At 58.0% G+C, this 13,273-nt stretch carries 11 protein-coding genes; 9 read left to right on the top strand and 2 right to left on the bottom strand.

All coding sequences use genetic code 11. The annotated features are described in order from the left end of the window. Positions 1 to 4: 4 nt before the first annotated feature. Positions 5 to 613 (bottom strand): MarC family protein, encoded by a 609-nt coding sequence (locus ACXAD0_RS05630; RefSeq protein ID WP_475087385.1) that lies wholly within the window; start codon positions 611 to 613, stop codon positions 5 to 7. A 288-nt stretch (positions 614 to 901) separates the two neighbouring features. Between ACXAD0_RS05630 and aceK the strand changes: the two genes are divergently transcribed. Both aceK and ACXAD0_RS05620 read left to right on the top strand, forming a co-directional pair. After that, positions 902 to 2,653 (top strand): bifunctional isocitrate dehydrogenase kinase/phosphatase, encoded by a 1,752-nt coding sequence (aceK, locus tag ACXAD0_RS05625; RefSeq protein ID WP_475087383.1) that lies wholly within the window; start codon positions 902 to 904, stop codon positions 2,651 to 2,653. Positions 2,654 to 2,700: 47 nt separating this feature from the next. Continuing rightward, entirely contained in the window at positions 2,701 to 3,204 is a 504-nt protein-coding gene (locus ACXAD0_RS05620; RefSeq protein ID WP_475087382.1) for a hypothetical protein, read from the top strand. A gap of 13 nt (positions 3,205 to 3,217) precedes the next feature. On the opposite strand, the gene ppk1 is transcribed toward ACXAD0_RS05620, so the two are convergent. After that, entirely contained in the window at positions 3,218 to 5,296 is a 2,079-nt protein-coding gene (ppk1, locus tag ACXAD0_RS05615; protein WP_475087381.1) for a polyphosphate kinase 1, read from the bottom strand. Between the two features lie 126 nt (positions 5,297 to 5,422). On the opposite strand from ppk1, the gene ACXAD0_RS05610 reads away from it, so the two are divergent. The 7 genes from ACXAD0_RS05610 (at position 5,423) to ACXAD0_RS05580 (ending at position 12,985) form a co-directional block, all read left to right on the top strand. Further along, positions 5,423 to 6,892, top strand: coding sequence for a Ppx/GppA phosphatase family protein (locus tag ACXAD0_RS05610; protein ID WP_475087380.1), 1,470 nt, complete (start codon positions 5,423 to 5,425; stop codon positions 6,890 to 6,892). Between the two features lie 9 nt (positions 6,893 to 6,901). Then, complete coding sequence (locus tag ACXAD0_RS05605) at positions 6,902 to 8,368, top strand: protein adenylyltransferase SelO (RefSeq protein WP_475087379.1); 1,467 nt, start codon at positions 6,902 to 6,904, stop codon at positions 8,366 to 8,368. A 128-nt stretch (positions 8,369 to 8,496) separates the two neighbouring features. Next, positions 8,497 to 8,913 carry a DUF2147 domain-containing protein gene (locus ACXAD0_RS05600; protein WP_475087378.1) on the top strand — a complete coding sequence of 139 codons (417 nt, stop codon included), beginning with the start codon at positions 8,497 to 8,499 and terminating at the stop codon, positions 8,911 to 8,913. 149 nt (positions 8,914 to 9,062) lie between these two features. Continuing rightward, entirely contained in the window at positions 9,063 to 9,956 is an 894-nt protein-coding gene (locus ACXAD0_RS05595) for an alpha/beta fold hydrolase (RefSeq protein WP_475087377.1), read from the top strand. 293 nt (positions 9,957 to 10,249) lie between these two features. After that, entirely contained in the window at positions 10,250 to 11,035 is a 786-nt protein-coding gene (locus ACXAD0_RS05590; protein ID WP_475087376.1) for an outer membrane protein OmpK, read from the top strand. An 85-nt stretch (positions 11,036 to 11,120) separates the two neighbouring features. Continuing rightward, positions 11,121 to 12,410: an NCS2 family permease gene (locus ACXAD0_RS05585; protein ID WP_475087375.1), complete on the top strand. Its 1,290-nt coding sequence runs from the start codon at positions 11,121 to 11,123 to the stop codon at positions 12,408 to 12,410. A gap of 11 nt (positions 12,411 to 12,421) precedes the next feature. Then, positions 12,422 to 12,985 carry a phosphoribosyltransferase gene (locus ACXAD0_RS05580; RefSeq protein WP_475087374.1) on the top strand — a complete coding sequence of 188 codons (564 nt, stop codon included), beginning with the start codon at positions 12,422 to 12,424 and terminating at the stop codon, positions 12,983 to 12,985. Positions 12,986 to 13,273: the final 288 nt, after the last annotated feature.

The raw sequence follows: 13,273 nt of genomic DNA, 5'->3' as shown, positions 1-13,273 counted from the left end.
GCGTTCAGACCACAAAAAACTGCTGCAGCCCGAGTAGAACGTTGGTGGTAGCCACAGAGGCGAGGATCAGGCCCATAACACGGCTGACGATGTTGGCGCCTGCCTCGCCGATCCAGCGGTAGATCCAGTTGGCCGCCAACAGCAGCAGCAATACGATCGCCAGCACTGCCAGCATCGCTGTTGCCGTACGCATTTGGTGAATGGGATCAAACCGGTAGTTGTCGGTCAGTACCACCGCCGCGAGCATCGCCCCCGGCGAGGCAATCGATGGCACAGCCAGCGGAAACAGCGCGGTCTCGTGGCCACTTTCCGCGATTTCGATCTCCCGCTCGGGTTTACCCTGGCCAAAAATCATGGTGAGCGCGAACAGGAACAACACCACGCCACCCGCTACCTGGAACGCAGACAGCGGCACACCGATGGTCTCCAGCAGATACTGCCCCGCAAACAGGAACAGCAGCAGGATGGCTGTGGCGACAGCAACTGCCAGAAACGCGATTCGACGGCGCTGCCACTCCGAGTGGCGCGCAGTCACCACGATAAACACCGGCAGCGTCCCCACTGGATCAATCACAGAGAAGAAAAAGACAAAGCTACTGATCCAATCGTTCAATTAACGCTCCCCGAGGCCGTGCTAACATCGGCGGTAACATCGACGAAGTTCCGCGTCCCCAGAAGCTCTCTCTGACGAGAGGCCTCAAATGGTGAGATCCCGCGAAATCGCGGACTTGCCAGTCCCGGCCAGCGCGTTGCGCCTCGGACGGGCACAGGGCAGGCCCCGGCAGAGCCGGGACTCTGCAAGAGTTTAGTCAGCATGAGGCTGGACCCGTAACACAAAAGGCGCCGATGAGCCCGACAACCAGGCGGAACTACTGAGAAATATGGCGACAGGCCCCCGAGCATGACCAATCACTCTCCGACAGCGCGGCGAATCGCCAAAACGATCCTGAACGGATTCGACGCCTATTTTGCGGATTTCCAGAACATCACGCTGGGCGCCAAAGCCCGCTTTGAGATGGCCGCCTGGCAGGCTGTGCACCATTCCAGTAAAGAGCGGATCGACCTCTACAAGACCAAGGTCAACCAGGTGGTAAAACTGGTGCACTCGGTGACCAGCAAAGACACCAACCAGACCGAACTCTGGCGCGAAGCCCGCGCCACCTTTGCCCAGCTGGTGGCAAGCCATAGCAACTACGAAATTGCCGAGACTTTTTTCAACTCGGTGTTCTGCAGCCAGTTCCAGCACTCGCATATTCACGACAGTAACCTGTTCGTGAAGCCCTCGCGCACACCCGATGACAAGCCCCTGCGGGATTACAGCATCTATATCAGCTATTCCGGCCGCGACGGCCTGGAAAACATGATTAGCGACATCCTGCAGGACTACAGCTTTTCCATCCCCTGGGAAGACCAGCAGCGGGATCTTCAGGACATCTGTAGCGCGCTGCGCGACAAGCCACTGCGTCACCTGGAAAATGAGAAGCAGCTGCGTGTCGATATGCTGGAATCGGTGTTTTACCGCAACAAGGCAGCCTATCTGGTCGGGCGCCTGATGTTTGCCGGTGAAGTGATCCCGTTGATTCTGCCCTGCCTGAACAATGGCCGCGGCGGTGTCTATGTCGATACGGTCATTTTCAGTAACGATGCGGCGAGCATTATTTTCAGTTTTACCCGCTCCTACTTTATGGTGGACGCGCCCATTCCGTCGCGATTTGTGCGCTTCCTGTCCACCATCATGCCGCTGAAGGAACGGTCGGAACTGTACAATTCCATTGGCTTCCACAAGCACGGCAAAACCGAGTTCTATCGCCACGTCCTGGCCCACATGAAGGTGAGCAACGACAAGTTCATCATTGCACCCGGCATCAAGGGCATGGTGATGAGTGTGTTTACGCTGCCGTCGTACCCGGTGGTCTTCAAGGTCATCAAGGACAAGTTCGACCGGCCGAAGACCGTGACCGAGGCCATCGTCAAGGAGAAGTACAAGTTTGTATCCCGCTCCGATCGGGTCGGTCGCATGGCGGACACCCAGGAGTACACCAACTTTATTTTCTACCGTAATCGCTTCAGTGAAGAGTTGCTACAAGAGCTACAGGAACTGGCCCCGTCCAAGCTATTGATGGATGAGAAATGGGTCATCATCAAGCACCTGTACGTCGAACGCCGTATGGAGCCGCTGAACCTGTACCTGCAACATGCCAGCGACATCGAAATTCGTGAAGCCATGGAAGAATACGGCAATGCCATCAAGCAGCTGGCCGCCGCCAATATTTTCCCCGGCGATATGCTGCTGAAAAATTTCGGGGTCACCCGCCATGGGCGGGTCGTCTTCTACGATTACGACGAACTCTGCCCGCTGACCGACTGCAACTTCCGGCGTATTCCGGAGGCCCGCAACAGCGAGCAGGAGCTGTCCGATCGGCCATGGTATACGGTCGATGAAGCGGATGTTTTCCCGGAAGAGTTTCGCCTGTTTTTCTCCGGCAACCCAACCGCACGCGCGGCCTTCGAGGCGCAGCACAGCGACCTGTATGACTGCGACTATTGGTTGGAGTTACAGGAGCGTATCCGCGCCGGACGTATTGAAAGCGCCTTCCCATATCGACGCAAGTGGCGCTTCAGACGTCGGGGCCAAAACGAATCGTCGGCATGAGTTTACGTCTATAGTGGTATGAGGAGCCTATCGCGAGAGGTAAGGTTGTGCGATTTTACGGCTTGGCCACCATTCTTTCCCTGCTGCTGTTGGTTGCTGGCTGCGGCCATTTGCCCAGTGACATGAAAGACGTCTACGGCGCCCATGCATCGGTCCGCGCCTCGGACAAACCCGATGACAAGGCCGCCAAGGTCCATATCACACGCTGTACCGCCCGCGCGCGCGGCTACAAGCGCGTGCGCTTCTCCCGACTGTACGAATTCACCGGCGATGGTGACCAGCCCTTCCGTCGCGCCCAAAATACGCCCACCCAGTATGACGTTTATGCGTACGTGTGGGGATTCCAGAGCTGCGAGCAGACCGGCGACTGTGAAAACGGTGACCACTACTGGCTAATCGAACGCGGGCCCGGCAATGATTTCTCCACCTGGGTGGTCACTCCGCAGTACCCACGCATCGTCGTGCAGTCCCGCTGTCGCAACAAGCTCAAGGTGGGCGAGCGCTATCGCTTCTCCTTCAGCAATGGACAACTGGTCGGTTTCACTCGCTAGGCGCCATCGAAGGCTAGCTGACTGTGTCGGTTGATGCTGACACAGCCGCATCCGCCTTTTTCTTCAACAGCCGATAGATACTGTCCTGCGCCCGGCACGGTTTACCCGGGCGCTCGGCAATGCGGGTATTGCTCTGGTCGGTATCCAGTACCCGCGCCTTCTGATTATCGCTCCACTGCAGCTCCATAATGTCGCGGACGGTCTGCTTGTGGACCGGGTCCAGCACCGGGAAGGTGACTTCCACCCGGTGATCCAGGTTGCGCGTCATCAGGTCTGCGGAAGACAGCCAGACATCCTCAGCACCCCCATTGTGGAAAATATACACGCGCGCATGCTCAAGATACTTATCCACCAGGCTGATCACACGAATCTTATCGGACAGCCCGGGGACTTCGCAGGTCAGCGAACACATGCTGCGGACGATGATACGCACGTCGACGCCGGCACTGCTCGCACGATATAGGCGCTCGATGACTTCCGGATCCACCAGGTGATTGCATTTAAAGAACAGCGCCGCCGGTTCACCGTTCTCCGCGGCAGCAATTTCGCGATCAATCCCGCGTAACAGGGCGGGCCGGTTTGAATAGGGGGAAACGGCGATCTGCTCATACTCCGGACGCAGATGCGTGTACTGCAGGAATTCGAATACCCGATCCACGTCGGCACCGAGCGCCTGATCCGCCGTCAGCAGACTGAAATCACAATAAACACGTGCTGTGCTTTCATTGAAGTTACCGGTTCCCAGATGACTGTAAAAACGTTTGCCACCGGGCTCGTCGCGGATGATGGAAACCAGTTTGCAGTGCACTTTCAAACCGGGCACACCGTAAATCACCTCAACACCGGCGTCACGCAACTCATTGGACCAATGAATATTGGCCAGTTCGTCAAAACGTGCCTGCAGCTCCACCACGGCCACAACCCGTTTGTTATTGCGCACGGCGTTCACCAGCGCAGCCACGACGCGGGAATTCTTGGCGACCCGATAAAGGTTAATACGGATCTCCCGCACCTTCGGGTCGATGGCCGCAGAGGCCAGCAACTTGGTGATTGCGCCAAAATCGTGGTACGGGTAATACAGCAGCTGGTCACCACTATTGAGCACATCGAAGATACTGCCGTCGGACGTGAGTCCCGGCAGCGGACGCAACGGGCGATAGCAATGCCTGGCAGTATCCGCAGGGAAGCCCATAAAGTCCTTCGAGTTATGGTAGCGGCCACCCGGGGTATAGCTGTCGTAGCGGCCCATTTTCAGTTTTTTCTTCACCAGTGCCAGTACGACTTCCGGCATGGCCGCATCATACGCGAGGCGCACAGGATCGGCCTGTTTGCGTTTCTTCAGGGATTTCGCCACCCGGTCAACGATGTTCTGTGTGATCTCCTCGCCCAGCTCCAGTTCGGCATCGCGACTGATCTTGAACATATAGGCATCGGCACGCGCGATTGGCAGCACCTGGCGGAAAACATCAGCCAGGCACGCACGAATAATGTTATCCAGGACGATGTAGACCTTTTCCTGCTGCCCCTCACGGGAAGGGATCACCACAAAGCGTGACAGTGTATCCGTGGGGATCTCCATTGCGGCGAATCGCTCGGAGCTATCTTCCAGGCGAAGATGAATCGCAAAGTAAATACTCGCTTCATTCAGCAATGGCATCGTCGGGCGATCATCGATAAAGAATGGCTCGAGTTCCGGCAGTACCTCGCGATGGAAATAATCCTCCACGTAGGTGCGCTGGCGTTCCGAGAGCTGCTGCTCGTTGACGATATGGATATTGTGCCGGTCCAGGTCTCCCAGCACCTTCAGATAGGCACTGTAGGAGCGCCGCTGCAATCGCAATACTTTCTCGTTGATCGCGGAGAGTAGTTCGGAGTACTGCTCTTTCTTCTTCGCGTCTTTGGTAAATGTGGCAATGCGGCGTACGTCCGCAACACGAACGCGATAGAATTCGTCGAGGTTGTTGGAAAAGATCCCCAGAAAGCGGACACGTTCAATGATTGGTACGCTCTCGTCTTCCACCTCCTGGAGTACGCGTTCGTTAAACGACAGCCAGCTAAGCTCTTTGGGGTACAGCGGGGGTTTCTTTTCCATGGATTGGCAGTATGTGGCATCTCTGGGCCCATTTGCGCGGATGACTATAAAAGTTCCCGCGAAAGGGTGTTGGACAAGTAAAGCAGTTTGCTACATTAATGTGACAATATTTTGACGGGGTATTCGATGCCAGAAGACGCCGAACGCTACGCAGCGCTGGACCTTGGCTCCAACAGTTTCCACCTGCTGCTGGCGGAATTCCGCGACCAGCGCCTGGTACGCCTGCACACCGACCGCTCCATGGTGCGCCTCGCTGCCGGACTGGACGACGAGCGCAATCTCGACCCGCTCGTAGCCGAACGTGCGCTCGATGCGCTGCGTCGCTTTCGTCCGGTCATGGAGCAGCTGCCCGAGGACCACATTCGTGTGGTCGGCACCAATACCCTGCGCGCGGCAGCCAATGCAGACGGCTTCCTCGAATCGGCCGAAGCTATTCTCGGTGCACCCATCGAGATCATCAGCGGCGTCGAGGAAGCGCGCCTGATCTATACCGGGGTGATGGCCGCCGCCAGCGGCGCACCCCGCACCCGCTGCGTGATCGATATTGGTGGTGGCTCCACGGAGCTGGTCCGCGGCGAGGCCACCCCCAAAGTGCTGCAGAGCCTGTTTATGGGCTGTGTTTCCTATAGCAAGCGCTTCTTCGCCGACGGCGTCATCATTGGCAAGCGTAAAAACAATTTCCGCCGCGCCGTTCGCGCGGCTCGCGCCGAGCTGCAGGAGTTTCAGCACCTGGCCGACGGTGCCGAAGTCATTGGCGCCTCGGGTTCCGTCAAGTCGGTTGCACGGGTGCTTAACGGCGGTGAGATCGGCCAGATCCTTTTCGGCCCACTGGAGGAACTGGCAGAAAAAGTCGCCAATACACCCACGATTGAAGCACTGGATCTACCAAATCTGGATATCGAACGCCGTCCGGTGTTTGCTGCGGGCCTGGCGATCCTTTATGCCCTGTTTGCCGAACTGAAAATCCAGCGCATGACGGTGTCCCCCTATGCCATTCGCGAGGGGATCGTTTATGACCTCGCCGGCCGCCTGCATGGTGGCGACCGCCGCGCAGCCACGGTCGATGCCCTCGCGCAACGCTGGGAGGTGGATGAAGACCAGGCTTTGCGGGTAACCAAAACAGCGCTTTGCCTGCTGAAAGAATGCAACCCCAATGCCAGGGGAGACTTCTGCCGCCGCCTGGAATGGGCCGCTCGCCTGCATGAAATCGGCCTGGCGCTCTCCCACAGTAATATGCGCAAGCTCGGCGCCTACATGTTGGAACATGCCGATCTCGCCGGCTTCGCCCGCAGCGAACAGGAGCATTTGGCACATCTGGTGCGCAACCAACGCGGACGTATCAAGCCGCCGCGGGAGCATTACGGCTTTCACCCCCGCGCAGACCTGTTGCTTTGCCTGCGCCTCGCATGCATCCTGCATCGCGATCGCAGCGACCGTGACTGCACCGCACTGCATCTGCAAACGCATGCAGGCGGTTACCAGATTGCGGTACAGCAGGAGTGGCTGGACGCACATCCGGCCATCGAGGATCTGCTCTACCAGGAGATTGACTACTGGGAACCAAAAGCGACGGACGTCACCCTGAGTACCCAGTGAAGCCATACCATGAAACTTGACCAGCTGACACTCACACACGAGTTCGCCAATTTAGGTGAAGCCTTCGGAACCCCAACGGCGCCGACGCCGTTCGACAACCCCCACCTGATTCATGTCAACCCAACGGTGCTTGCGCTACTGGGTATCGACACCAGTGAAGCTGGCAACCCCGCGTGGGCCAGAATCGGCTGCGGTGCTCAACTGCTACCGGGTAGCGAACCTTTCGCGATGAAATACACCGGCCATCAGTTTGGTGTGTACAATCCGGACCTCGGCGACGGGCGCGCCCTGTTGCTCGGCGAAATCACGCACAACGGCACGCCCTGGGAACTCCACCTGAAAGGCGCCGGCAAAACACCGTATTCACGCTTTGGCGATGGACGTGCGGTACTGCGCTCGACGGTGCGCGAGTATCTCGCAGGAGAGGCGTTGACCGGCCTGGGGATTAACAGCACTCGTGCACTGTGTATCGTGGGCAGTGATGAACCGGTCACGCGAGAGCAGATCGAGCCCGGTGCAATGTTGATCCGGGTGGCGCGCTCACATATTCGCTTCGGACACTTCGAATACCTCCACTACACCCGTCAGCTGGAAGCCCTGCAGCAACTCACCCACTATACCTGCGCAAGATTCCTGCTCGAGGTCGCGCAGTCCAGCCCCGCCGAGCAGGCTGAAGCACTGCTGCGCTACACGACCCGACAAAGCGCCATACTGGCGGCCGGATGGCAAGCCATGGGCTTTGCCCACGGCGTATTAAATACCGACAACATGTCGATTGTTGGCGATACCTTTGATTTCGGCCCCTACGGTTTTCTCGACGATTACGAGCCCGGCTTTATCTGCAACCATTCGGACCACACTGGCCGCTATGCCTTCGAACAGCAACCGGGCGTCGTACTGTGGAACCTCAATGCACTTGCACATGGGTTTTCCTCACTTCTCGACGCGGAAGTGCTCAGGGATTGCCTGGAAACTTTCCAGCCGTTGCTGACCGACGAATATGCGACGCGCATGCGCGCACGACTGGGGCTTGCACAGGAAGAAGACAGCGATCGACAGCTCTGTGCCGACTTGCTCGTGGTCCTGGAAAAGGGGCGTACAGACTACACACTGTTTTTCCGCGCCCTGTCGCACTATCGGGGCGAACGGCCAGCCACGACACTGGCCGAACTGGTGGATGTTTCCCAGCATTCCGCGCTCGAGCAATGGCTGAATCATTACGACCAGAGACTCACGCGTGAAACCCGCGACAGCCAGGCTCGGAACCGCGCCATGCTGGCGGCCAATCCCAAGTTTCTGCTGCGTAATTACCTCGCACAAAACGTCATTGAGAGCACCGCCGCTGGTGATTACCAGCCGCTGCAAACGCTACTGACACTGCTGCAATCCCCCTTTGACGAGCATCCCGAATATGAATCGTGGGCAGCGGCGCCACCGGAGAGCGGTAAGCACCTGCCGATCAGCTGTTCTTCGTGATCGGTGTCGCAGTGCCAGCCAGGTTGCCAGCTCAACGCATGGGAACACGGCTACACTGAAAATGCGTTTTCGCCAAAGTGCTGACTCGGGTTATCATCCCGGTCACCAATAATTTAAGGGTAACCAAGATGTTGAGAAACCTTCTGCTGCTGGTCTGTAGCCTTTGCCTGAGCGCGACCGTAAATGCCTCCGATATCGTCGGGAAATGGCGCACTATCGATGATGAAACTGGCAAGCCCAAGTCCATCGTCGAAATTTATGAGCGCGGCGGAAAGTACTACGGACGCGTCGTCGACCTGCTGATGAAGCCCAACGATACCCTGTGCGAAAAATGCCCGGGCCCGCGTCGCGGCCAGCCAGTTGTCGGCATGGATATCGTTACCGGCATGGTCAAGAACGGTGACATCTACGAGGGTGGGGAAATCCTCGACCCCACCAAGGGCAAAGTGTACGACTGTAAAATGTGGCGTGAGGGCAACCAGCTCAAGGTACGCGGCTACCTCGGCTTCTTCTATCGCACGCAGGGTTGGCAGCGGGTGGAGTAATTCCTGCGCTAAGCGGATGCAAGAAAGGGCGAACTGGGTTCGCCCTTTTTTATTGCCAAAAACCTGTGAACGCTTTGGTCAATCACCCTGCACTTTCGCTTTCTTCCCGCGTTGCGGTATGGTGATGCAAAAAACGGAGTCCAGCAGCTATGATCCGTCTGCAGGAATGGCGACTGAGTGGCAACACGTTCTTATTCAAAGGCTGGCCAGTGTTTACGCGTACTGGTGGCAATCCAGGCGGTCCGGCACTGCTGCTGATCCACGGTTTCCCAACCGCTTCGTGGGACTGGAATAAAATCTGGCCGGCACTTGGCGAGCACTTCTCCCTGTACACACTGGATATGATCGGCTTTGGCGACTCCGCCAAACCCATGGAGTTTTCCTATCGTATCAGCGAGCAGGCCGACCTGATTGAGGCGTGGCTACAGGACTGCAACGTTTCCACTTACCACATCCTCGCGCATGACTACGGTGATACGGTCGCCCAGGAATTACTGGCGCGCAACCTGGAGCGCAAGGCAAAGGGAACAGACCCGCAGCTCTCACCGCGGGTTTTGAGCACCTGCCTGCTCAATGGCGGACTCTTTCCCGAAACCCACCGCCCGGCATTGATCCAGAAGCTGCTGCTTTCACCCCTCGGGCCTCTGGTGGGCAAACTCACCAGCAAGCGCACCTTCGCCGCCAACCTGAAACGAGTTTTCGGTGAATCCACCCCACCCACGGCCGAAGAGATCGACAGCTTCTGGGAGCTACTGCTGGCCAACGAGGGCCGCAAAGTGCTTCACCGACTCATTACCTATATGCCGCAGCGCACAGCGAACCGCAGCCGATGGGTCGGCGCAATTCGCGATGCCCAGATTCCAGTGAAATTGATCGATGGCCTGGCCGATCCCATCTCCGGTGCGCATATGGTGGCGCGCTACCGTGAACTGATCCCGGCCACGGACGTTACCGAGCTGCCAAACATCGGACATTATCCCCAAGTGGAAGCGCCCGTGAACGTTGTCCAGACATACCTGTCCTTCGCGGCAGACTTCACCTGAGCGATTGAGTGACGCAATTCCCGGACCACGGGTCTTGAGTATTTTTTCCCACTGCCATGGCAGAGATTGCCCATCGGCAAAACCTTTTTCCCCGATGCGTGCCGTCACGGGACAACGGCCTATTGATGAACGGTTTTACTCAGCTGGCCCACCTGTCATCAAACTGAAATAAATTGGAATCCCCCCACCAAATCCGGTAAATTCCGCGCTCATTTTTTAACCATCACACCCTGACCAACAGGTCGTGAGATGAGAGTGGCTCCCGCCATCGACAGCTCCAATAGAGGTAACCAATGAAGCTGACCAAGTCCCTGCTACTGCTGGCCGCTGGCCTGGTATCGGTAGCAGCCCGCGCCGATGTGATCTGGAACGACAACAGCGTAAGCCTGCTGCACGGTGGTGATTACAAGATCAATTACAGCCTGGGCTCGGACGATTCCAGCCGCTCAGTGGTTACTCTGGAACACGCGAGTGGCCACACCTGGGGCGACATGTTTATGTTTGCCGATTACCTCTACTCTACCGACGGCCACGACGAGCTGTATGCGGAGTTTTCCCCACGCCTGAGCCTCGGCAAGCTGGGCGGCAAGGAGCTGGCATTTGGTCCGGTGAAAGACGTGCTGGTCGCCACCACCCTGGAAGTTGCCCGTTTTGACGATCCGGATCGCCTGACCGCGACCGGCGAATCCTTCGTGAACAAGCTGGCCGGTGTCGGTGTCGACCTGGATGTACCGGGCTTCGCCTTCTTCCAGGCCAACGTGTATCACCGCATGAACGACAGCAAGGCTGATAATGAGCAGCTGACCCTGGCCTGGGGCCTGCCGTTCAGCCTCGGCGGTGAGCAGTTCCTCTACGACGGCTTTATTGACTGGGCGAGCGCCTCCCGCGATGCGCACCCGAGCATGAACTTCACTTCCCAACTGAAGTGGGACCTGGGTGCACGCTGGGGAGAAGCAAAAACCCTGTATGCCGGTATCGAGTACGTGCACTGGAATGACAAGTTCGGCATCAAGGACGGTACCTTCGGTATCGACTCCAACGAACGCAACGTCAACCTGCTAGTGAAGTACCACTTCTAAGGTACGCCCCGGCACAATACATCGCACACAGTAACCCGAAGACGGCGGCCGACAACCCGGCCGCCTGCAACCGAGTGACACTTCCATGCTAGAGAAACTGTTCAAACTGTCGGAGCGCCAGACCAGCGTCCGCCAGGAAACCATCGCCGGTATCACCACCTTCCTGACGATGGCTTACATCATCTTTGTAAACCCGAACATTCTGGCCGCTGCCGGCATGGACAAAGGTGCCGTATTCGTCGCGACCTGTCTCGCCGCCGCCATCGGCTGCCTGATCATGGGCCTCTATGCCAACTACCCGTTCGCGCTGGCGCCGGGGATGGGCCTGAATGCGTTCTTCAGTTTTGTGGTCGTCGGTGAGATGGGCTACAGCTGGCAGGTGGCACTGGGTGCAGTGTTTATCTCCGGTATCGTGTTCCTGCTGCTCAGCATGTTCAAAGTACGCCAGTGGATTATCGACAGCATTCCACTGTCACTCCGTCAGGCACTTGCGGCTGGTGTCGGCCTGTTCCTGGCCATCATTGCGCTGAAGAGCGCCGGCATTGTGACTGCCAGCCCAGCTACCCTGGTGACCCTCGGCGACGTTACTTCCGTCGAGGCGGTACTGGCCACCCTGAGCTTCTTTATCATCGCTGCACTGGCCTACCGCCGTGTACTGGGTGCCGTGATGATCGGTATTCTCGTCGTGACCCTGATCGCGCTGGTACTGGGCAAAGTCAGCTACAACGGCGTGATCTCCGCCCCGCCGAGCCTGGCCCCGACCTTTATGCAACTGGATATCGCCGGTGCCTTCGAAGTGGGCATGATCAGCGTGATCTTCGCCTTCCTGTTTGTTGACCTGTTCGACACCGCCGGCACCCTGCTCTCCGCTGCCGACCGCGCCAAGCTGCTGGACAAGAACGGCAAGCTGCCGGGCATGGGCAAGGCGCTGATGGCGGACAGCTCGGCTTCCGCGGTTGGCTCCCTGCTGGGCTCCTCGACCACCACCACCTATGTGGAGAGTACCGCAGGTATTGCCGCCGGCGGACGTACCGGCCTCACCGCCGTGGTGTGTGCGGGCCTGTTCCTGCTGGCTATCTTCTTCTCACCGCTGGTGGGTATGGTGCCGGCCTACGCCACCGCTGGCGCACTGATGTACGTTGCCGTCCTGATGACCTCCGGTCTGTCTTCCATTGACTGGGATGACATCACCGAAGCCGCGCCGGCAGTAGTCGCCGCGGTGATGATGCCGCTATCATTCTCGATAGCCAACGGCATCGCGCTCGGCTTTATCGCCTATGCCGTCATCAAGACCCTGAGCGGCCGTGCCAGCGACGTCAGCATCAGCGTATACGCACTGGCAGCCCTGTTCGTAGCCAAGTTCATCTTCTTCTAAGGAGCGGCACCGTGAAAAAGCACTTCATCAGCGCAGAGCAGCTCCTGCGGGATTCCTACGCCCTCGCGGCGCAGATCTTCGACAGTGGTTTCCGCCCCAATTACATCGTGGGCGTGTGGCGCGGTGGCGCACCGGTGGGTATCGCCGTACAGGAATTGCTGCACGTGATGGGCGTGGATGCAGACCACATCGCGATCCGCACCTCGTCCTATACCGGCATCGGTGAGCGCGACAAGCATGTGCGCGTGCACGGCCTGACTTACCTGATCAAGCGCCTGGAATCCCACGACAACCTGTTGATTGTGGACGACGTACACGACTCCGGCCTGAGCATCGACCAGACCATTATGGATCTGCAAAAGGCGTGCAAGAAAAACACCCCGGAAATCCGCGTGGCCACGCCGTACTTCAAGCCGAAGAACAACAAGACCAAGCGCGAGCCCCACTACTATCTGTACCAGACCGATGAATGGCTGGTGTTCCCGCACGAGATTGATGGCCTGAGCAAGGCCGAGATCCTCGAGCACAAGCCGGAGCTCGCCGCTTATATCAATCAGATCAATACCGCTGATTAAGCCTGCGCCCACCGGAACGGGCACGCACTACCCGCCTCGGTTGAGTCAATCATAAAAAGGGACCTGCCAGGGTCCCTTTTTTATATGCGCGATGTCGACACCCGTCGTCACGCGACTTGCGCTCGCCAACGCCTTCATGGTTTCGCAATCCCATCCCACTATCATGTCGGCCAATGGAGCGCAGCCGGAAAGACACGGCAGCCGACCTATACTGAATATTCTGAAGCACCTCCCAACCTTCACTGTTGGAAACCAGTAGATACCAGCAAAAGAGCAGCAGGATTCCCC

The sequence above is a fragment of the Microbulbifer sp. ABF4_148 genome (genome assembly GCF_056158985.1).
This window is presented reverse-complemented; position numbering and strand designations above follow the sequence as displayed.